Source organism: Microbacterium sp. Leaf320 (genome assembly GCF_001423485.1).
Classification (GTDB): Bacteria; Actinomycetota; Actinomycetes; order Actinomycetales; family Microbacteriaceae; genus Microbacterium.
In genome coordinates, this window is sequence record NZ_LMOD01000003.1 from 299,462 (window position 1) to 323,374 (window position 23,913).

Annotated in this window: 24 protein-coding genes and 1 tRNA gene; 10 read left to right on the forward strand and 15 right to left on the reverse strand. The window is 68.4% G+C overall.

Annotation, left to right across the window (positions count from 1 at the left end):
- Positions 1–6 precede the first annotated feature (6 nt).
- Together ASF63_RS11340 and ASF63_RS11345 are read left to right on the forward strand one after the other, a co-directional pair.
- Positions 7–1,278, forward strand: a complete 1,272-nt coding sequence (locus ASF63_RS11340; RefSeq protein WP_056513785.1) for a sensor histidine kinase — start codon at positions 7–9, stop codon at positions 1,276–1,278.
- Positions 1,275–1,970, forward strand: coding sequence for a response regulator transcription factor (locus tag ASF63_RS11345; RefSeq protein ID WP_056513789.1), 696 nt, complete (start codon positions 1,275–1,277; stop codon positions 1,968–1,970). The genes ASF63_RS11340 and ASF63_RS11345 overlap by 4 nt, the downstream gene beginning before the upstream one ends.
- A 25-nt stretch (positions 1,971–1,995) precedes the next feature.
- Here ASF63_RS11345 and ASF63_RS11350 read toward each other — a convergent pair whose 3' ends face one another.
- The 3 genes from ASF63_RS11350 to ASF63_RS11360 all read right to left on the reverse strand — a co-directional run bounded on the left by ASF63_RS11350 (position 1,996) and on the right by ASF63_RS11360 (position 4,155).
- On the reverse strand, positions 1,996–2,949 hold the full coding sequence (locus ASF63_RS11350; RefSeq protein WP_056513792.1) for an aldo/keto reductase: 954 nt from the start codon (positions 2,947–2,949) through the stop codon (positions 1,996–1,998).
- 141 nt (positions 2,950–3,090) lie between these two features.
- Positions 3,091–3,163, reverse strand: a tRNA-Thr gene (locus ASF63_RS11355).
- Between the two features lie 41 nt (positions 3,164–3,204).
- Entirely contained in the window at positions 3,205–4,155 is a 951-nt protein-coding gene (locus ASF63_RS11360) for a DsbA family protein (RefSeq protein WP_056513795.1), read from the reverse strand.
- A 229-nt stretch (positions 4,156–4,384) separates the two neighbouring features.
- On the opposite strand from ASF63_RS11360, the gene ASF63_RS11365 reads away from it, so the two are divergent.
- Positions 4,385–5,488: an ABC transporter ATP-binding protein gene (locus ASF63_RS11365; protein ID WP_053097292.1), complete on the forward strand. Its 1,104-nt coding sequence runs from the start codon at positions 4,385–4,387 to the stop codon at positions 5,486–5,488.
- Positions 5,489–5,567: 79 nt separating this feature from the next.
- Positions 5,568–6,872, forward strand: coding sequence for a DUF4032 domain-containing protein (locus ASF63_RS11370; RefSeq protein ID WP_056513796.1), 1,305 nt, complete (start codon positions 5,568–5,570; stop codon positions 6,870–6,872).
- Positions 6,873–6,888: 16 nt separating this feature from the next.
- Here the strand turns inward: ASF63_RS11370 and ASF63_RS11375 are convergent, their stop codons facing one another.
- The 6 genes from ASF63_RS11375 to ASF63_RS11400 form a co-directional block, all read right to left on the reverse strand.
- On the reverse strand, positions 6,889–7,530 hold the full coding sequence (locus ASF63_RS11375) for an NAD(P)-dependent oxidoreductase (protein ID WP_056513797.1): 642 nt from the start codon (positions 7,528–7,530) through the stop codon (positions 6,889–6,891).
- Positions 7,531–7,540: 10 nt separating this feature from the next.
- Positions 7,541–8,548, reverse strand: coding sequence for a 23S rRNA (guanosine(2251)-2'-O)-methyltransferase RlmB (gene rlmB, locus ASF63_RS11380; RefSeq protein ID WP_056312591.1), 1,008 nt, complete (start codon positions 8,546–8,548; stop codon positions 7,541–7,543).
- Entirely contained in the window at positions 8,541–9,950 is a 1,410-nt protein-coding gene (gene cysS, locus ASF63_RS11385; protein WP_056513801.1) for a cysteine--tRNA ligase, read from the reverse strand. The genes rlmB and cysS overlap by 8 nt, the downstream gene beginning before the upstream one ends.
- 69 nt (positions 9,951–10,019) lie before the next feature.
- A complete protein-coding gene (locus tag ASF63_RS11390; RefSeq protein WP_056513803.1) occupies positions 10,020–10,610 on the reverse strand; it encodes a short chain dehydrogenase in 591 nt (196 codons plus the stop codon).
- A 94-nt stretch (positions 10,611–10,704) separates the two neighbouring features.
- A complete protein-coding gene (gene ispD / locus ASF63_RS11395) occupies positions 10,705–11,916 on the reverse strand; it encodes a 2-C-methyl-D-erythritol 4-phosphate cytidylyltransferase (protein ID WP_414843729.1) in 1,212 nt (403 codons plus the stop codon).
- 73 nt (positions 11,917–11,989) lie between these two features.
- A complete protein-coding gene (locus ASF63_RS11400) occupies positions 11,990–12,472 on the reverse strand; it encodes a CarD family transcriptional regulator (protein WP_056513806.1) in 483 nt (160 codons plus the stop codon).
- A 136-nt stretch (positions 12,473–12,608) separates the two neighbouring features.
- Here ASF63_RS11400 and ASF63_RS11405 point away from each other — a divergent pair, with 136 nt between their 5' ends.
- The gene (locus ASF63_RS11405; RefSeq protein WP_056513809.1) at positions 12,609–13,136 is read left to right on the forward strand and encodes a hypothetical protein; all 528 of its coding nucleotides are present in this window, start codon (positions 12,609–12,611) and stop codon (positions 13,134–13,136) included.
- 79 nt (positions 13,137–13,215) lie between these two features.
- Here the strand turns inward: ASF63_RS11405 and ASF63_RS11410 are convergent, their stop codons facing one another.
- Both ASF63_RS11410 and ASF63_RS11415 read right to left on the reverse strand, forming a co-directional pair.
- Positions 13,216–13,899, reverse strand: a complete 684-nt coding sequence (locus ASF63_RS11410) for a response regulator transcription factor (protein ID WP_056312600.1) — start codon at positions 13,897–13,899, stop codon at positions 13,216–13,218.
- Entirely contained in the window at positions 13,896–15,113 is a 1,218-nt protein-coding gene (locus ASF63_RS11415; RefSeq protein ID WP_056513812.1) for a sensor histidine kinase, read from the reverse strand. The genes ASF63_RS11410 and ASF63_RS11415 overlap by 4 nt, the downstream gene beginning before the upstream one ends.
- A 221-nt stretch (positions 15,114–15,334) precedes the next feature.
- On the opposite strand from ASF63_RS11415, the gene phoU reads away from it, so the two are divergent.
- Positions 15,335–16,033 (forward strand): phosphate signaling complex protein PhoU, encoded by a 699-nt coding sequence (phoU, locus tag ASF63_RS11420; protein ID WP_056513816.1) that lies wholly within the window; start codon positions 15,335–15,337, stop codon positions 16,031–16,033.
- Positions 16,034–16,094: 61 nt separating this feature from the next.
- Here the strand turns inward: phoU and ASF63_RS11425 are convergent, their stop codons facing one another.
- Positions 16,095–16,844: a phosphoglyceromutase gene (locus ASF63_RS11425; RefSeq protein ID WP_056513819.1), complete on the reverse strand. Its 750-nt coding sequence runs from the start codon at positions 16,842–16,844 to the stop codon at positions 16,095–16,097.
- Positions 16,845–16,905: 61 nt separating this feature from the next.
- Here ASF63_RS11425 and ASF63_RS11430 point away from each other — a divergent pair, with 61 nt between their 5' ends.
- A complete protein-coding gene (locus ASF63_RS11430; protein ID WP_056513823.1) occupies positions 16,906–17,730 on the forward strand; it encodes a hypothetical protein in 825 nt (274 codons plus the stop codon).
- Positions 17,731–17,739: 9 nt separating this feature from the next.
- Here the strand turns inward: ASF63_RS11430 and ASF63_RS11435 are convergent, their stop codons facing one another.
- The 3 genes from ASF63_RS11435 to ASF63_RS11445 form a co-directional block, all read right to left on the reverse strand.
- Positions 17,740–18,861: a YgfZ/GcvT domain-containing protein gene (locus tag ASF63_RS11435; RefSeq protein WP_056513825.1), complete on the reverse strand. Its 1,122-nt coding sequence runs from the start codon at positions 18,859–18,861 to the stop codon at positions 17,740–17,742.
- A 1-nt stretch (position 18,862) separates the two neighbouring features.
- The gene (locus ASF63_RS11440) at positions 18,863–19,465 is read right to left on the reverse strand and encodes an FABP family protein (RefSeq protein ID WP_056513828.1); all 603 of its coding nucleotides are present in this window, start codon (positions 19,463–19,465) and stop codon (positions 18,863–18,865) included.
- Between the two features lie 166 nt (positions 19,466–19,631).
- The gene (locus tag ASF63_RS11445) at positions 19,632–19,919 is read right to left on the reverse strand and encodes a hypothetical protein (protein WP_056513831.1); all 288 of its coding nucleotides are present in this window, start codon (positions 19,917–19,919) and stop codon (positions 19,632–19,634) included.
- Between the two features lie 92 nt (positions 19,920–20,011).
- Between ASF63_RS11445 and ASF63_RS11450 the strand changes: the two genes are divergently transcribed.
- From ASF63_RS11450 to ASF63_RS11460, 3 genes are read left to right on the forward strand one after another with little or no spacing between them, the layout of a single operon-like run.
- Positions 20,012–20,695 carry a winged-helix domain-containing protein gene (locus ASF63_RS11450; protein WP_056513834.1) on the forward strand — a complete coding sequence of 228 codons (684 nt, stop codon included), beginning with the start codon at positions 20,012–20,014 and terminating at the stop codon, positions 20,693–20,695.
- A 55-nt stretch (positions 20,696–20,750) separates the two neighbouring features.
- Positions 20,751–22,916, forward strand: a complete 2,166-nt coding sequence (locus tag ASF63_RS11455; protein ID WP_056513839.1) for an RNA degradosome polyphosphate kinase — start codon at positions 20,751–20,753, stop codon at positions 22,914–22,916.
- Entirely contained in the window at positions 22,913–23,890 is a 978-nt protein-coding gene (locus ASF63_RS11460; protein ID WP_056513841.1) for an NUDIX hydrolase, read from the forward strand. Before ASF63_RS11455 ends, ASF63_RS11460 begins: the two co-directional genes overlap by 4 nt.
- Positions 23,891–23,913 lie beyond the last annotated feature (23 nt).

The following is a 23,913-nucleotide window of genomic DNA, read 5'->3' on the forward strand; positions in this document are numbered from 1 at the left end:
CGGCCGGTGAGCAGAACGCGCAGCCGCAGCACCTCGGTCCGGGAGGACGAGGCGCTGCGGCTGCCGCGTCCGCCCGGGGTGCTGAGACGCTTCTGGGCACGGCATCCGGTGGTCGCCGACGTCCTGATCGCACTGGTGTGCCTGCTGCTCTCGCTGGTACCCGCCGGCGTCATCACGAACGATCTGCCGATGCCACTCGCGATCGGGGTGGCCATCCTGGTTCCCGCATCGGTCGTCGCCGCCTGCGCGACGCTGCTGTGGCGGCGCCGACGTCCGGTCGTACCGTTCGTCGCCTCCTTCGCGCTCGAGGCCGGATTCCTCTTCGCACTGCAGCCGATCGGGTCGCCGCTGCTGCTGGTGACCTGCTACTCGCTCGCTGTGTACCGCTCGTCGCGGGCCGCGTGGACGGGCTTCGGCATCGGGCTGGCCTCGCTCGCCGCCTTCGGTGGGCTGCTCACGCTCTCGGGCGTCATCACTCTGCAGATCGCCGCGAACGCCGTCATCATGTCGTTCGTGCTCGGGTTGATCGGCACCCTCATCGGCGTCAACGTGGGCGGCCGCAAACGCTACCTCGACGCCGTGATCGACCGGTCCCGGCAGTTGCTCGTCGAGCGCGACCAGCAGGCGCAGCTCGCGGCCGCGGCAGAGCGCGCCCGAATCGCCCGCGAGATGCACGACATCGTCTCCCACTCACTGACGGTCATCGTCGCGCTGTCCGAGGGAGCCTCCGCCACATCCGATCCCGAACAGGCGCGGGCAGCGGCCACGGCTTCAGCCGAGACGGCGCGCAGCGCCCTTTCCGAGATGCGCGCGATGCTCGGCGTCCTGCGAGCCGACGACTCCCCGCTGCCGCTCGCGCCCCTGGCGCCGACGCCTCCGCAGGAGACCGTCGCGCACGCGCAGCGGGCAGGTTACCCCGTGACGCTCTCGGTCTCAGGTGGCGCCGACCTCTCCCCGGCCGTGGCCCACGCGGTCGGACGCATCGTGCAGGAGGGCGTCACCAACGCGATGCGGCATGCACCGGGTGCGACGGCGATCGCCGTCCGCCTCGTCTACACGGCGGATGCGGTGACGGCCGAGATCGTCAACGACGGCGCCACGGGCCCGGTCGGCACGTCGGGATTCGGACTGCGAGGTCTCGCCGAGCGCGCCGCGCACGCCGGCGGAACCGTCGTCTCAGAACCGCTCGAGGGCGGCAGATGGATGCTGCGCGCCGAGCTCCCGACGACGCCTGATCCGAGCGAACTCACCGCCCCTGACCTGGAGGACAGACCATGACCGACTCGATCTCGATCCTGCTCGTCGACGACCAGCAGCTCATCCGACTCGGGTTCCGGATGGTGCTCGAAGCCGAGGCCGACATGGTGGTGGTCGGCGAGGCGGAGGACGGCCACGCGGCCATCGCTCAGGCTGCGGCGCTGCAGCCCGATCTCGTGCTGATGGACATCCGGATGCCCGGACTCGACGGCATCGCTGCGACCGAGGCGATCGTCCGCGCGCACCCCGAGACCCGTGTTCTGGTGCTGACCACGTTCGATCTCGACGAGTACGCATTCGGTGCGATCCGCGCGGGTGCCAGCGGATTCCTGCTGAAAGATGCGCAACGGCACGAGATGATCTCGGCCATCCGCGCCATCCACCGAGGAGACGCGGCGCTCGCGCCGAGGGTGACGCGGATGCTGCTCGAACACGTGGCGCCGGGACTCGGTGCCTCTCCCGCGCAGCCGGTCGTCACGATCGACGATCCTACGACCGACCTCACCGACCGGGAGCGCGACGTGTTCCTCGAGATCGCGCGCGGGCAGTCGAATGCCGAGATCGCGCAGACGCTGTTCGTGAGTGAGTCGACGGTGAAGACGCACGTGGGGCGCGTCCTCGCGAAACTCGGCGCCCGTGACCGCATCCATCTGGTGATCCTGGCCCATCGGCTCGGACTCATCGACGACGACGCCCTGCCCTCCGACGCGTAGGCCGGCGGGCAGGGCGCGAGGTCTGTCAGGCCTTCGCCGGAGTCCACTCCGACACGCGGTCGAGCGCGTCGACCTCCTCGGCCGTCAGCTCGAGACGCGCGCCGGCGAGGAGATCCGGCACCTGCTCGACACTGCGGGCGCTGGCGATAGGAGCGGCCACGGTCGGCTGGGCGCGCAGCCATGCGAGCGAGGTCGCGGCGATCGAGGCGCCGTGCGCGTCGCCGATCTGTTCGAGCGTGTCGATGATGCGCAGACCCGCTTCGGTGGCGTACTTCGCTGCACCCGAAGCACGGGGCGAGGTCTGCCCCTCAGTGTCGGCCGAGCGATACTTTCCTGTCAGGAATCCGCTCGCGAGCGAGTAGTACGGCACGAGTCCGAGACCGAACTCCTCGGCCACCGGGATGATCGTCTCCTCGACGTCGTTGCGGTGCACGAGGTTGTAGTGCGGCTGCACGGCGACGGGCAGGGCGACGCCGGTGCGGCGGGCGATCTCGACCCATTCGCGGATGCGGTCGGCGCTGTAGTTCGAGACGGCGACGTTGCGCACCAGGCCGTCGGCGACGAGCTGGCCGAAGGCCCCGACGGTCTCCTCCAGCGGCACGGTCTCGTCGTCGAAGTGCGCGTAGTAGAGGTCGATCGTGTCGACCCCGAGGCGGCCCAGCGATGCTTCTGCGGCCTTGCGGACGTTCGAGGCCGCGAGTCCCTTGAACTCGGGGTGCTGGCTCACCTTGGTGGCGACGACCACGCCCTGGGGCTTGCGCGAGGCCAGCCACTCGCCGATGATCGTCTCGCTCTCGCCGCCCGAGTTGCCCGGCACCCAGGCACTGTACGAGTCGGCGGTGTCGATGAAGTCGCCTCCCCCGTCGACGAAAGCGTCGAGCACGGCGAACGATGCGTCGCGGTCGGCCGTCCAGCCGAACACGTTGCCACCGAGCGAGAGGGGGAGGACGTCGAGGTCACTGTTTCCGATACGAGTCATACTCGGGACAACCCCTGAGGCCCGCGCACTATTTCGCGTATGACGCCGAATGTCGTTCAGAGAGCCGAGACGAGCGGTCGGAGAACGACGAAGGCCCGCGTCCCCGGAACAGATCCTGGGGACGCGGGCCTTCATGCACTGTGCCGACTACAGGACTCGAACCTGCAACCCCCGTATTACAAGTACGGTGCGCTACCAATTGCGCCAAGTCGGCGGGTGCCACCCAGCTTAGCGAGGGGCGGCTGGTGCCGAGAACTACGGCGTGGTGGTCGGGGTGGGAGTCGGCGTCGGGCTGGGCGACTCGGTGGCGTAGTACGCGTCGCTCGCGACGGTCAGCACGAACTGCGAGAACTCGCTCGGGTCGTCGAGCGCACCGACGTAGGCCTCGCCGTTGACGACGATCATGGGCGCTGCGGTCAGCACGAGATCGTCCGAGCCGACGAGCGGACCCTCGAGGGCGCGCGAGGTGGCATCCTTCGCCCAGGTCACGTAGTCCTGGTCCTCGATGCAGGATCGCACGCTCTTGACATTGTCCGAGCCCACGGCACCGGCGATGTCGGCGAGCTGCGCGTCGGAGAAGCCGTCGGTGTTCACCTCGGGCTGGTCGTCGAGCAGGTCGTGGTTGAAGGCGTAGAACTGCGCCGGCGAGTGGGTCGCGACGCACGCCGCCGCCGCGGCGGAGCGCAGCGAGTACTTGGTGCCGTTCGAGCTGGCGGTGAGCAGTGCGACCGGGTGGTACGTGACGGTCGCCGCGCCCTCGGTGATCCAGTTCACGAGCTGGCGGGCGTTCGCGCGCTCGAACTCACCGGCGTCCGGCGACAGGTAGTCGACGTAGATGTGGATGTCGACCGTGCTCGAAGTGGTGGGCGCCGGGGTCGGCGTCGCCTCGCCTCCGGCCTCGGTCTCGTCGGGGCTCGGCGCTGCCACGCCCTCATCGGACGCAGCAGTGGCGCTGATGTCGGAGACGAGGATGCCGTCATCGTCCATGCCGCCGGGAGTGAGCTGCGGCTTCGACACCTGCGCCGAGACGGCGAGAGTGATGGCCGTGCCGATGGCGCCCACGGCGACCACGGCGATGGCACCGAGGATGATCCGTCGCATCACGCGCGCCCTCGACTGCTGGGCATGCACCTTCTGTGCCTTCTCCCGCACGACCTCACGCGAATTGCGAGGGGTGGGGACGTTCGGCGTCTCGTCGCTCGACATCGTTCCTCTAGACAGTCTCAGGGGGGCAGGGTGGCCCCGGACGCCACTCGGGTGGCGAACGCCACGTTAAGCGGCCGAGAACGATGTTAACGAGCCAGGCTGAGAAATACCCAGATAGACGGGTTTCTGCCATACTGATCCCGACCCGATGAGGGGTCACGGCGGATCGCTCCGCCGCTCTATCACTACGGATCGTCCGGCACGTACCTGCCGGTGAAGGAGAAACACAATGGCATCTGTGACTTTCGACGAGGCCACCCGCCTCTACCCCGGCGGAACCCGCCCGGCTGTCGACAAGCTCAACCTCGAGGTCGCTGATGGCGAATTCCTCGTTCTCGTCGGCCCTTCCGGCTGCGGAAAGTCCACCTCGCTGCGTATGCTCGCCGGCCTCGAAGAGGTCAACGCCGGCCGCATCCTCATCGGTGACCGCGACGTCACCGACGTGCCGCCGAAGGACCGCGACATCGCGATGGTGTTCCAGAACTACGCGCTGTACCCGCACATGACGGTCGCCGAGAACATGGGCTTCGCGCTCAAGATCGCCGGCGTCGGCAAGGAAGAGCGCGCCAGCCGCGTTCTCGAGGCCGCCAAGCTGCTCGACCTCGAGGAGTACCTGACCCGCAAGCCGAAGGCCCTCTCGGGCGGTCAGCGTCAGCGTGTCGCGATGGGCCGCGCGATCGTCCGTCAGCCCCAGGTCTTCCTCATGGACGAGCCGCTGTCGAACCTCGACGCCAAGCTCCGCGTCCAGACGCGTACGCAGATCGCATCGCTGCAGCGTCGCCTGGGCGTCACGACGGTCTACGTCACGCACGACCAGACCGAGGCCCTCACCATGGGTGACCGCATCGCTGTCCTCAAGGACGGTCTGCTCCAGCAGGTCGGCTCGCCGCGCGACCTGTACGAGAAGCCCGAGAACGTGTTCGTCGCCGGCTTCATCGGCTCCCCCGCCATGAACCTGTTCAGCGCAGACCTGGCTGACGGCGGCGTGCGCTTCGGCACCGAGGTCGTCCCGCTCGACCGCGACACCGTGGGCCGTGCCAATGGCTCGCAGGTCACCGTGGGTGTGCGCCCCGAGGACATCACCGTCGGCCCCGCCGACGGCAAGGGCCTCTCGGTCGTCGTCGACCTCGTCGAAGAGCTCGGCGCCGACGGCTACCTCTACGGTCACACCGAGATCAACGGCAAGCGCGCCGACCTGGTCGCACGTGTCGACGGTCGCAGCCACCCCAACGCAGGCGAGACCGTCACCCTGGCTGCGAACGCGGGCCACGTGCACGCGTTCGACATCGAGTCGGGTGTGCGCCTGAACGACAAGCCGATCGTCTCCGCCTGATCGGATCCACAGACGCGGCGCGGGCTGACTTCGGTCACCCGCGCCGCTTCTGCTTTTCCCACATACCGTCTGGAGAGCCATGCAGGATGCGCTGCGGATCACCGCGAGCTCGATCGACCCGGGGCTGCTCGCCCTCCCCTGGTCGACGACACTGGCCAAGTGGCCGTCCGAGCAGATCGTGTCGCTGCCGAAGGGCCTCTCCCGCCACCTCGTGCGGTTCGCCGATCTCTCCGGCCGCGTCGTCGCCGTCAAGGAGACGACCGATGAGATGGCGAAGCGCGAGTACGAGATGCTCGGCAACCTCGCACGCCTCGACATCCCCTGCGTCGACCGTGTCGCGGTGATCGCAGGACGAACGGATGCCGCGGGTGAACCGCTTCCCGCCGCGCTCGTGACGTCGCATCTGCGGTTCTCGATGCCGTACCGCGCCCTCTTCACCCGAGTCCTGCGCCCCGACACCGCCACACGCCTCGTCGACGCCCTCGCGGTGCTGCTCGTACGCCTGCACAACGTCGGCTTCTACTGGGGCGACGTGTCGCTCTCGAACACCCTCTTCCGGCGCGACGCCGGTGCCTACGCCGCATACCTCGTCGACGCCGAGACCGGCGAGCTGCACGAGGAGGGTCTGACCGACGGCCAGCGCGCCTACGACCTCGACCTCGCCCGCACAAACATCGCCGGCGAGGTCATGGACCTCGCCGCGGGCGGCCGACTCGAGCACGGCGTCGACGCGATCGCGATCGCCGACGGCATCGTCTCGTCCTATCGCTCGCTGTGGGCGGAGCTCACGGTGCAGGAGTCCTTCGCGTCGGCGGAGACCTGGCGCATCACCGAGCGCGTCGAGCGTCTCAACGCGCTCGGATTCGACATCGACGAGATGTCGATGTCGACGACTGCCGATGGCACGGTCGTCGAGATCCAGCCGAAGGTCGTGGATGCCGGGCACCACCAGCGCCGGCTCATCCGCCTGACCGGACTCGATGTCGAGGAGAACCAGGCGCGACGCCTGCTCAACGACCTCGATGAGTTCCGCGCCCGATCGACCAAGCAGTGGGCCGACGAGGAGATGTACGCGCACGAGTGGCTGACCCGCGTGTTCGAGCCCGTCGTGCGAGCGATCCCGTGGGAGCTGCGCGCCAAGCTCGAACCCGCCGAGGTGTTCCACCAGGTGCTCGAGCACCGCTGGTACCTGTCGCAGGCACAGGGACGCTCCGTGCCTCTTGCGGAAGTGCTGACGAGCTACATCAACGAGGTGCTACGGCACCGGCGCGACGAGGCGACCATCATGGGTCCGCCCACCGAGACCATGAGCCTGCCGGTGATGACGGGCTCGAATCCCGTCACCGATGACGACGACGAGATCGACTGGCGCGACCTCGTCTGATCGTGTTCTCCGCGGTTCAGTACCCGACGGTGAAACGCCCGCGACGGTGCGCGCCGCGCTCGACCTCGTCGACCACGGCGATCGCGAAGTCGGCACCCGAGATGAACGACTTGCCGTCAGCATCCCGCACGAGCACGTCGCCGCCGTCTCGGTAGTGACCGGTGCGCTCGCCCTCGGCCCAGGGTCCGAAGACCTCGGCAGGGTGGATGAAGAACCAGTCGAGCGACTCGTCGGTCGACTCGAGCAGCGCGAGAGAGTCGATGCCGACCTGCGCCTCGTGCTTGTACTCCTCGGGGAAGTCGAGGTCGAAGAGCCGAGGGCCGCCGGGAGCGACGAGGCTGCCGCCGGCTCCGCCGACCACGCCGATGCGGGTGTTCGTGCCGCTCAGCTTCTCGACGAGGCCGCCGAGCGCGTCGAGCACCGAGTTCTCCATGTCGCCACGGGGAGACAGTGCCGACACGACGGCATCCGCACCGTCGAAGACGTTGCCCAGGCTCGCGAGGTCGAGCACGGACCCCTGCACATTCCGCGCACCCTCGACCGGGTTCGACGGCTCGGAGCGCGACACCGAGACGACCTCGTGGCCGCGGCTCACCGCCTCCGAGACGATGTGGCGTCCGGCGTAGCCGGTTCCTCCGAGGACGACGATGCGAGCCATGTGCTTCTCCCTACTTCTTCGCGTTGCGGATCGATGACACCTGGTAGAGCGCGACGGACGTCGCGATGCCGGCGTTGAGCGACTCGGTCACGGCCGAGATCGGGATCGAGACGATCTGGTCGCACGTCTCGGCGACCAGGCGCGAGAGACCCTTGCCCTCGGATCCGGTGACGATCACGACGGGGCGATCGGCGAGCTGCAGCTCGGGCAGCAGCACGTCGCCGTCGCCGTCGAGGCCGAGCACGAAGACGCCCTGCTTCTTGAACTCCTTGAGCTGCGTCGTGAGGTTGGTCGCCAGGGCGACCGGAACGCGCGCGGCGGCACCGGCGCTGGTCTTCCACGCCGCGGAGTTCACTCCGGCCGAGCGGCGCTGCGGCAGGATGATGCCGTGGCCGCCGAAGGCTCCGGTCGAGCGGATGATCGCGCCGAGATTGCGGGGGTCGGTGATGCCGTCGAGAGCGACGAACAGCGGGACCTCGCCCTTGTCGATGACGGCCTCGAGCAGGTCCTGCGGGTGTGCGTACTCGTACGGCGGCACCTTGACGGCCACGCCCTGGTGCACGCCGTCGAAGCCGGCCATGCGGTCGAGCTCCTGACGCGTCACCTCGAGCACCGGGATGCCGCGGTTCGTGGCGATCGACAGCATCTCCTTGACACGGTCGTCCATCTCGACGCGCTGCGCGATGTAGAACGCCGACGCGGGGATCTTCGCGCGCAGGGCCTCGAGCACCGAGTTGCGGCCGGTGACGACCTCGACCTCGGTGGTGTTGTCCTTCGAGCGCGCCGAGCGGTTCGGGTTGCCGCCGGACGTCTGACGCTGCCCCGGCTTGCCCTTTCCACCCGATGCCGCATAGCGCTCTGCCGCAGCCTTGCGCTTGCCGGCGGGGTGCCAGGCGCGATCCTCGGCCTTCGGGGTCGGTCCGCGACCCTCGAGCGACTTGCGCCCCATTCCGCCGGTGCCCTTCGTGGGGCCCTTCTTGTTTCCCTTGTTCGCGCCGGGGCGCTGTGGCTTAGCCATCGATACTCCAATGAGTTCCGGCCGGAGAGTCCTCCAGCGTGATTCCTGCGGCGGCGATCGCATCACGGATGCGATCGGCCGCCGCCCAGTCCTTGTCAGCGCGCGCCTGCGCACGCTGGGTGATCATCGTCTGCACGAGCGCGTCGAGGGCGGACGCCTGCGCACCGCCGGCCCCGTCGCTCCATTCGCGTGCGAGCGGGTTGATGCCGAGCACGGCCGTCATGTCGCGCACGTCGGAGACGTCCTGCCTAGCCTCGTCGAACTGCCCTGCATCCAGTCTCGCATTGCCGGAGCGGATGCTGTCATGGATCGCGGCGAGCGCGCGCGGCACCCCGAGGTCGTCGTTCATCGCATCCCAGAACGGCGTGGGCAGCCCTTCCTTGTGCTCCTGCCAGCGAGCGGGCGCGAGCCGATCCCCCCGTTCCAGGAACGAGCGGATCCGTCCGAGCGCAGCCTCGGCCTCGGCCCACGACGACTCGGTGAGATCGAGGCTCGAGCGGTAGTGCGCGGCGGCGAGGGCATAGCGGACCACGAGCGGATCGCGCTCGGCGAGCACGTCGCGCGCGAGCGTGAAGTTGCCGAGGGACTTCGACATCTTCTGCCCGCCCACGGTCACGAGGCCGTTGTGCACCCAGTACCGCGCGAAGCCGTCGCCGGCCGCAGTCGACTGGGCGAGCTCGTTCTCGTGATGCGGGAAGCGCAGATCGAGGCCGCCGCCGTGGATGTCGAACTCCGCACCGAGGTAACGCTTCGACATCGCGGAGCACTCGATGTGCCAGCCCGGACGCCCCGCGCCCCAGGGCGACTGCCACACGGCATCCGCCTGCTCGTCGGCCTTCGCGCCCTTCCAGAGCGCGAAGTCCTGCGGGTTGCGCTTGCCACGGGGGTCGGCGTCCTCCGCCGCCTCCATGGCATCCACCGACTGGTTCGTGAGCGATCCGTACTCGGGCCACGAGCGGACGTCGAAGTAGACGTCACCGGAGCCGTCGGGCGCCGGATACGCGTGACCGCGGTCGATCAGGGTGGTGATGATCTCCTGCATCTGCGGGATGGATGCGGTAGCTCGGGGCTCGTAGGTCGGGGGGAGGATGCCGACGCCGGCATATGCCGCCGTGAACTCCTGCTCCATGCGGTACGCCAGCGCCCACCATGGCTCGACGTCGGTCGCGTTCGCGAGCACCTTGTCGTCGATGTCCGTGACATTGCGCACGAACGTGACGCGGCCATAGCGGAGCGTCAGCCAGCGGCGAAGCAGATCGAAGCTCAGCGCTGCGCGGACGTGCCCGATGTGGGGTCCGGACTGCACCGTGGGTCCGCACACGTACATCGTGATGTTCTCGGGATCGAGAGGCACGAAGTCGCGCAGCTGCTGTGCGCGGGTGTCGTAGAGGCGGAGAGTCACCGCACAAGCTTACCGGGCCGCCGATTCCGAAGACTGGGTGCGGTGTCGGGTCCGTTCCGGCCGCACTGATCAGTCGACCGGGAGGACCCGCCCCGTCTGCACCCCGAGCACGCTCTTCACGTATGCCTGTCCGACCCGATGCGACGACACGGGCACGAAGCCGGGGAACGACGAGTGATATGACGGGGCGTCCTCGAGCACCGACGGGCTCACGGCGTTGATGCGGATGCCGCGGGGCAGCTCGGTGGCGGCGGCGAGCACGAACGACTCGACGGCGCCGTTGACGAGCGACGCGGCGGCACCGGTGGCGATGGGCTCGCGCGAGAGGATGCCGGAGGTCAGGGTGATCGAGCCGCCGTCGCGCACGTACGGCGTGCCGATGCGCACGACGTCGAGCTGTGACAGCACCTTGCCGCGGAACGCCGACTCGTAGTCTCCGCGGCCGAGCTCGCCGAGCGGGCGGAACGGCACCTCGCCGACCGCGACGATCACGGCGTCGACCTGTCCGACCGAGGCGAAGAGGCGCTCGATGGATGCCGAGTCGGTGACGTCGACCGACGGCTCACTGCTGCGCGACGCCGAGACGACCTCGTGTCCGGCCAGCGCGTCTACGGCTGTGCGACCGACCTGTCCGGTGGCTCCGATGATCAGGACCTTCATGATGCCTCCTCCTCTTCGTCGCGCGAAGACCGCACGACGCTCTCCGACAACGAGCGTGGATGCCGGCGCATTCCCGCACTCGCGATGCACCGTGTCAGCGCGGGTGCACCATCGCGATCGCGGTGACGGCGATTCCCTCACCGCGTCCGGGGAATCCGAGTCCGTCGGTGGTCGTCGCGGTGATCGACACGGGCGCCCCGCCCAGTGCAGCGGACAGCACACGCTCGGCCTCCGCTCGGCGGGCGCTGAACCGAGGACGGTTGCCCTGGAACTGCGCAGAGACGTTCCCGATCGCGAATCCTGCCTCCTCCAGCAGCTCTCTGGTGCGCGCGAGGAAGACCTGGGCGTGCGCGCCGGCGTACTCAGGATGGGCTGTTCCGAAGTGCTCGCCGATATCGCCGAGGCCCGCGGCACCCAGCAGAGCATCCACGATCGCATGCGCGACCGCGTCGCCGTCGGAGTGACCGGAGAGCGCAGGCTCCCCCGGCCATTCGAGCCCCGCCAGCCACAGGTCACCATCGCCGCCGAACGCGTGCACGTCCGTCCCGAGCCCGACCCGGGGTCCGCTCCACGGGACGGGGGCAGCGGCGGGAGCCTCTGCAGAAGCCCCGGTGTCTGCGGCGAGCAGGTGACGGGCGCGCTCGAGGTCGGCTGCGGTGGTGATCTTGAATCCGCGCGCAGACCCTGGGATCTGACGGACATCGTGTCCCGCGGCCGCGTAGAGCGCGGCATCGTCGGTGTATTCGACACCGGACGAGAGCGCGGCCTCGTACGCGGCCTCGAGCAGCGCACGTGGGAAGCCCTGCGGCGTCTGTGCAGCAGCGAGCTCGGAGCGGTCGATCGGTCCGACGACGGCATCGCCGTCCACGCGCTTCAACGTATCGACGACGGGGAGCGTCGGGAGGATTCCGATCTCACCCGCGATGGCGGCAGCAACCGCGTCGATCACCTCGGGAGGAGTCAGCGCGCGCGCCGCGTCGTGCACCAGCACGCGCGTGATGTCGCCCCACAGCGCCTTCAGCCCGGCCGCTACGGATCGTTGGCGCGTGTCTCCGCCGGTGACGACTCTGGCGAGATCGATCCGGTCGCCCGCTGCGGCGCGCAGTTCCGTCTCGGCATCGCCTTCGAATCCCGCGGGGGCGACGACGATCACCTGGGCGGGTGCCGCGGCGAAGACGCCGTCGAGTGCGTGGCGGAGGATCGAATGGCTGTCGATGCCGACGAACGCCTTGGGCGCTCCGGCATCCAGGCGCGTGCCGGAGCCGGCGGCGACGACGATGATCGCGGTGTCAGGAACGGGAAGCATGCTCACCGAGTTCACGTTACCGGCGTGCACGAAAAAAGGCGGATGCCGAAGCATCCGCCTTGTCTCGATCTGCTCAGGACGCGAGGACCTCGTCGAGCAGCGCGCTCGCCTTGTCTTCGTCGGTCTTCTCTGCGAGAGCCAGTTCGGAGATGAGGATCTGACGAGCCTTCGCCAGCATCCGCTTCTCACCGGCCGACAGACCGCGGTCCTGATCACGACGCCACAGGTCGCGGACGACCTCGCTCACCTTGATCACATCGCCGGAGGCGAGCTTCTCGAGGTTCGCCTTGTAGCGGCGCGACCAGTTCGTGGGCTCTTCCGTGAACGGAGCGCGGAGCACCTCGAACACATGGTCGAGCCCCTCACGGCCGATCACATCGCGGACCCCGACGAGATCGACGTTCTCCGCGGGCACCTCGATGATGAGGTCTCCCTGCGTGACGTTGAGCTTCAGGTATTTCTTCGCCTCACCCTTGATGACGCGCTCCTTGACCTCGATGATGGTCGCAGCGCCATGGTGCGGATAGACGACAGTTTCGCCAACCTCAAAAAGCATAAAAACTTGTCCTTTCGGCAACCTCAAGGATACCACAGCAGACATGCGCTAAGGTTCGCGCCCCCACGTCCTCGGGCGCACCCTCGCTTGCGCATAGAATGGGATGCGGATATCCCGTCGGACCTCAGGAGGACCCGTGAAATCGCGCCTTGTTGCGTCTGCCGCCATCAGCGCCCTCGTTCTTCTCGGCGCGACGGGCTGCACGTTCATCTCGCCGCAGGCGACGACCATCGAGTACTCGGCTTCGGACGGCGTGAACGTCTCCGACTCCGACGGACCGATCGACGTGCGAAACGCCTTCATCGTCGCGAACGAAGACGGCTCGGTGGGCAACTTCATCGGCGCGGTCGTCAACCCGACCACCGAGAAGGCCACGCTCACCATGACCGTCCCGGGCCTCGACCCGTTCACCGTCTCGGTCCCGGCGGGCAAGACCGTCAGCTTCGGCGCCGACGAGGAGCCGCTGCGCATCGACGGTCTCGACACGATGCCCGGCGCCACGATCGAGATCCACTTCCAGTCGGGTGACGGCGCCGGCACCAAGACCGAGGTCCCCGTGCTCGACGGCGCGCTGCCGTACTACGCCGATCTCGTGCCCGCCGCAGAAGAGCCCACGCCGACGCCCGTCCCGACCGACACGGCGGCACCGGCTCCGCAGGAGTGATCCGCACGACGATGTGACTGAAGAGGCCGGCACCCCCAGGGATGCCGGCCTCTTGTCTCGTCGAATGACGTGTGCGGGCTCAGCCCTCGAAGCGGTAGCCCAGTCCGCGCACGGTGACGAGCATGACGGGCTCCCCCGGGTTCTCCTCGATGCGCGAGCGGATGCGCTTGATGTGCACGTCGAGCGTCTTGGTGTCGCCGAAGTAGTCGCTGCCCCAGACGCGGTCGATGAGCTGGCCACGGGTCAAGACCCGACCGGAGTTTCGCATCAGCACCTCGAGGAGCTCGAACTCCTTCAGCGGCATGTTGATCTGCTGGCCGGCGACCGAGACGGTGTGCCGGTCGATGTCGAGCGAGACGCGTCCGCCGTCGAGCACCCGCTCGTCGAGTTCGTTCTCGGCCTGCACCACGCGGCGCAGCACCGCCCGCATGCGGGCCAGCAGCTCACGCGACGAATAGGGCTTGGTGACGTAGTCGTCGGCGCCGAGCTCGAGCCCGACGACGATGTCCACCTCCGAGTCCTTGGCCGTGACCATGATGATCGGCACGGCTGACGTGGAGCGGATCTGCCGGCACACCTCGGTGCCCGGCATCCCCGGCAGCATGAGATCGAGCAGCACGACGTCGGCGCCGCGCTCGCGGAATGCCGTCAGAGCGCCGGGGCCGTCCTCGGCGATCTCGACCTCGTACCCCTCACGTCGCAGCAGATACGCGAGCGGGTCGGCGAGATCGGGCTCGTCTTCGACGAGAAGGATGCGGGTCATGCGTTCTCTCCGTTTCGGACGCGAGTCGCGGCCTTCGCCGCCTTGCGCTCGCGCTTCTTCTTGTTCTTCTTGTCCGCGTCGATCCTCGGGGGAGCATCGATCCTGGGAAGCCTGATGGTGAAGGTCGATCCGCGACCGGGGCGTGACCACAGCCTCACCTCGCCACCGTGTCTCTGCGTCGCGTGCTTGACGATCGAGAGACCGAGGCCTGTGCCGCCCGTGCGGCGCGATCGAGCCTCATCTGCGCGGTAGAAGCGCTCGAAGATGCGCTCGCGGTCGCCCTCCGCTATCCCGATGCCCTGATCGGAGACGGCGATCTCGACGACGCCTTCGTCGGCCTTCACACCGATGCCGACCCGGGAGCCCTTCGGCGAATACGCGATCGCGTTGGCGATGAGGTTGCCGAACGCCTCGATCAGGATCTGCGAGTCGCCACGCACCCACACTCCCCTGTCGCCGCCGCGCGCGATCTCGACTCCCGCCGAGTCCGCCTGCACGACGTGCGCCTCGAGGGCTGTGGCGAGCACCTCGTCGATCGCGACAGGTCGCACATCAGACAGCGCATCCTCGGCCTGCAGCCTCGACAGGCTCATGATGCGACCGGTGAGCTGGCCCAGACGAGACGCCTCCGCCGAGATCCTGGCGGCGAAGTGACGCACCTGCGCGGGGTCGTCCGCCGCCGATTCGATGGCCTCGGCGAGCAGCGTGACCGCACCGACCGGCGTCTTGAGCTCATGACTGGTGTTCGCCACGAAGTCGCGGCGCATCTGGTCCAGGCGCTCCTGCTCGGTCACGTCGCGGATGATCAGCAGTGTCATCCGCGGGCTGATCACGCTCGCGCGGGCCGAGACCAGACGCGGGTCGAGGCTGAGGCCACCGCGCGTCAGTCGCATGGACTCGGAGGCGGAGCCGCCCTCGTTCCGACCGCCGCGCACCAGCTGACGCAGCTCGGGGTTCTCGAGCGGCGCGCCGACCTCGATGCCGAAGCGCGTCGCCGCTTTCGACACCGCGAGCACGAGTCCGGACGAATCGACCACGCAGGCCGCGTCATCCATGCTGCCGAGCACCGCGGTGACGCCCTCCGGCACCGAGAGCGATGTCTCCTCGGCGACCCTCGCCCGTGCGCGGTACGCCCACGCCACCAGGAGGGAGAGGCCGACGCCGATCACGAGGCCGACGGCCAACGCGAGCAGCGCGATCTGCGGCAAGGTCATACCCCCAGCGTAGAGTGCGTTCACCCGCGTATCGGCGGGTTCACCCGCGCTGGCGGTGAGGCGAGAAGTACTATTCACGTGCTGGGCACCGTTCGTTAACCTTCGGAGCAGACAATCGCTTTCGGGCCTGTGCGGGAGCGCTGAGCTCTCCTCTCGCGCGAACGGCCCGGCCGTCTCGCGTTGACACCACAGCCGAGACCCGAACGAAAGGTTGCGCCGACATGCGCGAAGTCTTCCATCAGTCCCTCGAGGACCTGCAGTCCCAGCTCGTGGAGATCGCCGACCTCGTCACGGTTTCCATCGACAAGGCGACCCGCTCGTTCGCGACCAGCGATGTCGAGCTCGCCGAAGAGGTCATCGCCGACGACGCCAAGATCGACGCACTGGCCGTGGCCCTCGACGAGCAGGCCATCGAGATCCTCGCCCGTCAGCAGCCGGTCGCGCGCGACCTGCGTGTCGTCGTCACGGCGCTGCGCGTCAGCGCCTCGCTCGAGCGCATGGGCGACATGTCCGAGCACATCGCCCAGCTCGCGCGCCTGCGCTTTCCCGAGCGCGCGATCCCGAAGGGCCTCAAGGGCACCTTCACGAAGATGGGCGAGCTGGACGTCGAGATCTCGCGCACGCTTTCCGAGCTGCTCCGGACGCAGGACCTGAAGCTGGCGGACACGATCCGCAACACCGATGACGACATCGACGAGCTGCACGCCAGCGTCTTCGAGAAGGTGCTCAGCGACAACTGGAAGGGCGAGGCCACCGCAACCGTCGATGCCACGCTCGCCAGTCGCTACCACGAGCGCTTCGCCGACCACGCGGTCGCCGTCGCGAAGAAGGTCATCTACCTGGCGACCGGCGACTGGCGCATCGAAGAAGAGGACATCGCGCTCGCGATCGAGCAGCAGCAGGAGCTCGGGCACGCCTGACGCACGAGGTATATGAAAGGGGGCGGATGCTGACAGCATCCGCCCCCTTTCGTCTGCGGTGTTACTTCTTGCCCTGTGCGGCGACCGCTGCGGCACCGGCGGCGGCGGCCTCGGGGTCGAGGTAGCGGCCGGGGCCCGTGGGGACGTTGTTCTCGTCGAGCTCGTAGACCAGCGGGATGCCGGTGGGGATGTTCAGCTCGGCGATGTCGTCGTCGCTGATGCCCTCGAGGTGCTTCACGAGACCGCGAAGCGAGTTGCCGTGGGCGGTGACGAGAACCGTCTTGCCGGCTTCGAGGTCGGGCACGATGGCGTCGTTCCAGTACGGCAGCAGGCGGTCGATGACGAGCTTCAGCGACTCGGTGCGCGGCACCTCTCCGTCGATGTCGGCGTAGCGGACGTCGCCCACCTGGCTGAACTCGCTCTCGTCGTCGAGCAGGGGCGGCGGCACGTCGAACGAGCGACGCCACAGCTGGAACTGCTCGGGGCCGAACTCCTCGAGGGTCTGCGCCTTGTCCTTGCCCTGCAGGGCGCCATAGTGGCGCTCGTTCAGACGCCACGAACGCGTGACAGGGATCCACAGACGGTCTGCGGCATCGAGGGCGATGTTGGCGGTCTGGATGGCGCGGCTCAGCAACGAGGTGTGCAGCACGTCCGGCAGGATGCCGGCCTCGGCCAGCAGCTCGCCGCCTCGGCGGGCCTCGTTCTTACCCTGCTCGTTCAGGCGGACGTCCACCCAGCCGGTGAAGAGGTTCAGTTCGTTCCACTCGCTCCGGCCGTGACGGAGAAGGATCAGGGTGCGGTTCGCAGTCATGCGCCCCAGTTTATCGGCGCAGGGCGACGCGTCCACGCCCCGGCCCTGCGAGGATTGACGCATGGCGTCATCTCCTCTCGGTCGGCCGACCCGCGGCACCACCGGGACGAACAGGTTGCGACGCAACGACAGATGGATCGCGGCGAGTACGGCCTTCCGGCGCGCCGCTGATCCGCTGGTCATCGACCTCGGTTACGGGGCGAGCGGCGTGACCGCGTTCGAGCTCGCTACCCGTCTGCAGCGCGTGCGGGCGGATGCCGAGGTGCGCGGCCTCGAGATCGACCCTGTCAGGGTCGCGACGGCGACTCGACAGCTCGGCGAGGTGCAGGCGGGGAACACCTCCTTCTCCCCCGATCTGCAGGTGTCCTTCGCTCGCGGAGGGTTCGAGGTGCCGCTGCCTGCCGGACGCCGCCCCGCGGTGATCCGCGCGATGAACGTGCTCCGCCAGTACGACGAGGCCGATGTGCCGGGAGCCTGGCGCACGATGGCCGGGCGCCTCGACGCGGACGGCCTGCTCGTCGAAGGCACCTGCGACGAGATCGGTCGGGTGTCGAGCTGGATCGACGTCGACCCGGCCGGCGCACCGCAGCGGTTCACGATCTCGCTGCGGCTGGCCGATCTCGAGCATCCGAGCATCGTCGCCGAGCGGCTGCCCAAGGCGCTGATCCATCGCAACGTCCCCGGCGAACGGGTGCACGCGCTGCTCGTCGACCTCGACCGTGAATGGGACAGAGCCGCACCCCTGTCGACGTTCGGGGCGACCCAGCGATTCCTCGCAGCCGTCGGAGCATTGCGCGAGCAGGGCTGGCCGGTGCTCGGTGGCAAGAGCCGATGGCGACTGGGCGAGCTCACCCTCCCGTGGGAGGCCGTCGCACCGCTTGCGTGATTCGCGCGCTCAGCTCGCCTGGCGGGGATCCGGTGCGCTCGGGCGTCGTGACAGTCGCGTGAGGCGAGGGATATCGGCCGTGGCACCGGCATCCGCGGGCACGATGACCTGCTGGGTCGCGGCGATGTCGGCACCCTCTGCGCGGACGACGAGATCGCCGACCGGGGTGCGGCGAGACAGGATCGCGAGCGCGATGGGTCCGTCCTCGTGGTGGCGGGCGACCGACGTGATGTGACCGACTTCGTCGTCGCCGGCGAGCACCGCATCACCGACGGCGGGCAGCACGGCCTCGCTCCCGTCGAGGTGGAGTGCCGCGAGCCGACGCGGCGGGTGCCCGAGGTTGTGGACCTTCGCGACCGTCTCCTGCCCGCGGTAGCAGCCCTTGTTCAGGTGCACGGCGGTGCGGATCCAGTCGGACTCATGCGGCAGCGAGCGCTCGTCGACCTCGGCCGACCACCGCGGCCGCCAGGCTGCGACTCGCAGCGCCTCGGCCGCGAGCAGGCCGGCGACCTCGTCGGCCGCGAGCGTCACGGCGAGCGCCTCTGCGGCCTCGCTCGTCGCGATCGCCACACGCCAGTCGAGCTCGGCACCGGGGTGCTCGGCAGTCTCGGCGTACTGGTGACCTCCCGCGCTCACGCGCTGCCACGGGTCGACCCAGACGAGTGGAGCGCCGGTGGGAGCGGATGCGGCGGCGAGTGCGCGGTCAGCGGCCGTGCCGCCGTCGACGAAGCCGAGGAGCACGAGGTCAGGACGCACGTCCACCGTGGCCTGGGTGCGGAACTTCATCCGCGTCAGCCACGTCGCGAGTGCCTCGGCGTCGCCGGCATCCGCGATCAGCCACGTGGACGATCCGTCGTCCAGCACGCCGGCCGCATGCTCGACACGGCCCTGCGGGTCGAGCACGAGCAGCTCGGTGCTCTCGCCCGGAGCGAGTCGACCCACGGACTGCGAGGTGATCGAATCCAGCCAGCCCAGTCGTTCAGGCCCTGCGACCTCGATGACCGTACGGTCGTCGAGGGGCACGATCGCCCCGCCTGCGGCGAGGCGGCGCTGCTCGCGGAATGCATCGCCGAAGTGGGCGATCCCGTCGCCAGCGAGCACAGCGCCGGGGATGTCGGTGAAACCGGTCATGTCAGACCTTGGCCAATCGCGCAGACGCGTGCGCCCGCATCGGAGTGCCGAGGGCTGCGATGTCCCAGGCCCACAGCAGGTGGTTGTCGACGAGTCCGTACATGCGCGTCGCCGCGCCGTACTCCTTCGCACCCGCACCGCGGACGATCGCGTCGGAGGCGATGTCGATACGCGGACCGCTGATCTCACCGAGGTAGAGCTCGAGTGTTCCGTCGGCGTGAGCGATGGAGACCTCGATGGGGAATCCACCCGATGCCGCACGCAGTTCTTCGACGTCGTCGACTCCGCGCGACACCGGTTCCGTGAGAGGCGGCAACAGGCCCGGGCCGGGATCGGCGTCGGTCGCCGGACGGCTGAGCCGCCAGAACCCGGTCTCGGAGACGAGCGGGATCGAGACCGCCTGGTCGTCGCCGGTGAACGTCGCGGTGGCCGAGTAGTTCAGGAACGGGCCGCCGTCATGGCTGAAGCTCACCCGATGCGTGAACTCGCCCTGAAGGCGTTCATCACCGACCGGATAGTCGATGACGCCGGTTCCCTCCCAGACGCCGACGAGCCACGAGAGCGGCGCGAGGTCTGCGGGAAGGTCGGTCGGCAGCTCGAGCACGGCGCGCTCAGCGCTGGCCGCGGAAGAGGTTGCGCAGCACGACGACCGAGACGAACACGATCGCGAGGCTCGCAAGGCCCAGGAGGCCGATGAAGAAGAGTTCGAGCGCCAGGAGGTCCATGCCCTCCACATTACCCTCCGTGCGCGCGGGTGTCGCGTCTCGAGATCAGGTGACGAGGGCCGCGAGGCCGAACCCGACCGAGATCACGCCCATCAGCAGCAGCGCGCCGATGGTGCTGCCCCCCACCCGGAAGATGAATCCCTGGGTGCGTCCGTACCAGAGCTGCACGGCGAAAGAGAGCAGCACGATCCCCCCGAAGGCCACGAGCAGCCAGGGCACGCGCCACTCCTCAGGCACGAAGATCCCCACCGCGATGGAGGCGACGAAGGCGACAGCCCAGACGACGAGCACACCGACGAAAGCGTTACGCGGTGCGAGGGCAGGTTCCGACATGAGTCCATTGTGACTCACCGACGACGATTGTCACCCATCAGCGCCCGGTATCATTGCGGCACGGCGTACCCCGCCGTCCGGAAGGAGTGCGTGTGGCCCAGGTCCTGGTGTTGACCAATGCTCCGGTCTCGGAGCAGGTCCTGCCCGCGCTCGAGCTTCTCAGCCATCGTGTGCGTCAGATACCGGCCGAGCCCGCCCAACTCGTGAGCGCCCCCGACTACGACATCGTGATCGTCGACGGTCGTCTGGACCTCGTCGGCGCGAAGTCGCTGTGCCGCCTGCTGCGCGCCACAGGACAGGATGCTCCGCTGCTCCTCGTCGTCACGGAGGGCGGCATGAGCGCGCTCTCCGGCGAGTGGGGGATCGACGACGTCCTTCTCTCCACCGCGGGTCCGGCCGAGACCGATGCCCGTGTGCGCCTCGCGCTCGCCCGCCGTGACGAGGTCGCAGAACCCTCGCGCGTGCAGGCCTCCGGGGTCACGATCGACGAGCAGTCGTATTCGGCGAAGCTGCGCGGCCGTCCGCTGGATCTCACGTACAAGGAGTTCCAGCTGCTGCACTTCCTCGCCACCCACCCCTCCAGGGTGTTCACCCGCGAGCAGCTGCTCAGCGAGGTGTGGGGATACGACTACTTCGGAGGCACGCGAACGGTCGACGTGCATGTGCGTCGCCTGCGCGCGAAGCTCGGCGACCAGGAGCAGATCATCGGCACCGTGCGCAACGTCGGCTACCGATTCAACGTGTACGACGACGAGACGGTGGCGGCGACGCGGTGACGGATGCGACGCCCCGTTCACGCGCGCGTCACCTCACGGTGCTTAGATGTACCCCATGATCGATCCCGCTCTCGCCGACGCTGGTCTCGGTGACGCTGAAGATGACGACTTCGATGCCATCGAGTCCCCGGATGCGCTCCTCCCCGACCATCGCTACCTCGACCGCGAGCTGAGCTGGCTCGCGTTCAACCAGCGCGTGCTCGAGCTCGCCGAAGACCCGTCGCTGCCGGAGCTCGAAAGGGCGAACTTCCTCGCGATCTTCGCGAGCAACCTCGATGAGTTCTTCATGGTGCGCGTCGCCGGCCTGAAGCGCCGCATCGTGACAGGTCTCGCGGTTCCGACGAACATCGGCCGCTCCCCCGCCGACGCCCTCGCCGACATCGCTCGTGAAGCGCACGCACTCCAGCTGCGTCACGCCGACGCCTGGAAGTCGCTCGTGCGTCCGGCGCTCGCAGAGTCCGGCATCGAGATCACCGAGTGGTCGGCGCTCACTGATGACGAGCGCGCCAAGCTCTCCGAGTACTTCGGCGCCCAGGTGTTCCCGGTGCTGATGCCGCTCGCGGTCGACCCCGCGCATCCGTTCCCGTACATCTCCGGCCTCTCGCTCAATCTGGCGATCCGCATCCGCAACGCGCGCACCGGGCGTCAGGAGTTCGCCCGCCTCAAGGTGCCGCCCATGCTGCCCCGGTTCGTCGAGGTGCCCGGCAGCGGCGAGATCAAGCGCTTCCTCACGCTCGAGGAGCTCATCGCGAACCACCTCGGAGACCTGTTCCCCGGCATGGAGGTGCTCGACCACCACGCCTTCCGCCTCACCCGCAACGAGGACGTGGAGATCGAGGAGGACGAGAGCGAGAACCTCATCCAGGCGCTTGAGGCCGAGCTGCTGCGCCGCCGCTTCGGTCCGCCCATCCGGCTCGAGATCACCGACGACATGGACGAGGTCACGATGGACCTCCTCGTGCGCGAGCTCGAGATCACGGACCAGGAGATCTATCGCCTGCCCGGGCCGCTCGATCTGCGAGGCCTGTTCGACCTCTCGCGCATCGACCGCCCCGACCTGCGCTACCCGCCGCACCTGCCCACCACCGCGGTCGCCTTCCAGCCCACGGGCAGCAACACGCGCGCCGACATCTTCAAGGCGATCCGCAAGTCGGACGTGCTCGTGCACCACCCGTACGAGTCGTTCACGACGAGCGTCGTCTCGTTCCTCGAGCAGGCCGCCCGCGACCCTCACGTGCTCGCGATCAAGCAGACGCTCTACCGCACCTCGGGCGACAGCCCGATCGTGGAGGCGCTGATCAACGCCGCCGAGGCGGGCAAGCAGGTGCTGGCGCTGGTCGAGGTCAAGGCCCGCTTCGACGAGGCCAACAACATCGTCTGGGCGCGCAAGCTCGAGAAGGCCGGCGTGCACGTGGTCTACGGCCTCGTGGGGCTGAAGACGCACTGCAAGCTCGCGCTCGTCATCCGAGAGGAAGACGGCGTGCTGCGCCACTACTCGCACATCGGCACCGGCAACTACAACCCCAAGACCAGCCGCATCTACGAGGACTTCGGACTGTTCACGACCGACGCGCAGGTCGGCAAGGACCTCACCCGTCTGTTCAACGAGCTCAGCGGATACGCGATCGAGAAGAAGTTCAAGCGTCTGCTCGTCGCTCCCCTGCACCTGCGCAAGGGGCTGGTGCGTCAGATCGACCACGAGCGGCGCAACGCCGAGGACGGCAAGCCCGCCAGCATCCGCATCAAGGTCAACTCGATGGTCGACGAAGAGGTCATCGACGCGCTGTACCGCGCGAGCGCGGCCGGTGTGAAGGTCGACGTGTGGGTGCGAGGCATCTGCAGCCTCCGCACCGACCTCGAGGGAATCAGCGACAACATCACCGTCCGCAGCATCCTCGGCCGGTACCTGGAGCACTCCCGCATCTTCGCGTTCCACAACGACGGCGACGCACAGGTGTACATCGGCAGCGCCGACATGATGCACCGCAACCTCGACCGCCGCGTCGAGGCGCTCGTGCGCGTGACGGACCCAGGCCATATGAAGGACCTGCTCGACTTCTTCGATCTCGCCATGGACCCCGGAACCACCTCGTGGCACCTGGGCGTGGACGGCGTCTGGACGCGGCATTCCGAGAACGCCGACGGCAAGCCGCTCGTCGACCTGCAGGACAAGACGATGGGGTCGATCCAGCGACGCCGTCGAGCACGGGCGGTCCGATGATCAGTCAGTCGAGCGCCCAGGCGACGAGTTCGAAGTGGACGGACAAAGCGGTGTACGCGGCGGGCGCCGTCGTCTGGCGACTCATCGACGGCAAACTGCGGATCCTGCTGATCCACCGCACCAAGTACAAGGACATCACCCTTCCGAAGGGCAAGGTCGACCCCGGCGAGATGCTCGCAGAGACCGCGGTACGCGAGGTGCACGAGGAGACCGGCATCCGCGTCTCGCTCGGCGTGCCGGTCGGCGTGAGTCGCTACCATCTGCCCTCGAGCAAGCAGAAGGTCGTGCACTACTGGGCTGCCGAGGCGACCGTCGACGCGATCCGCGCCTCGACCTTCGTTCCGAACAAGGAGATCGCGGCACTGGAATGGGTCAGCGTCAAGAAGGCGCGCTCCCGGTTGAGCTACCCGGTCGACCTCGAGATCCTCGACTTCTTCGCGAACCTCGTCGATGACGGCGTGCTGCGCACATTCCCGATCATCGCGTTGCGTCATGCCAAGGCACTCTCCCGCTCGGACTGGGACGGCGCGGATGCCGCACGTCCGCTCACCGATCGCGGGCGCGACCAGGCGAAGTCGATCGTCGGCCCTCTGCGCGCTTTCGGAGTACGCAAGATCATCACCAGCGACGCCGTGCGCTGCGTGCAGACGGTCAAGCCGCTCGCGAAGGCTCTGGGTCGCAAGGTCGTCATGACCGAGAAGATCAGTCAGGATGCCTGGGAGGACGGACACGACGACCTGCGTTCGGTGATCGGTCGCCGGGTGCGGGCAGTCAAGCCGGCCGTCATCTGCAGCCACGGCCCTGTGCTGCCGGGCCTCCTCACCGAGATCGCACTCGCGACCGGCACGATCCGCGGCTCGTACGTCAACAGCGCGGCCGATCTCGAGCCGGCCGCCTTCTCGGTCGTGCACGTCTCGGCATCGAACCCGGGTTCCGGGATCATCGCGATCGAGACGCACGTCCCCAAGATCTGACCGCTCGTCGAGCGGCCTCGGGA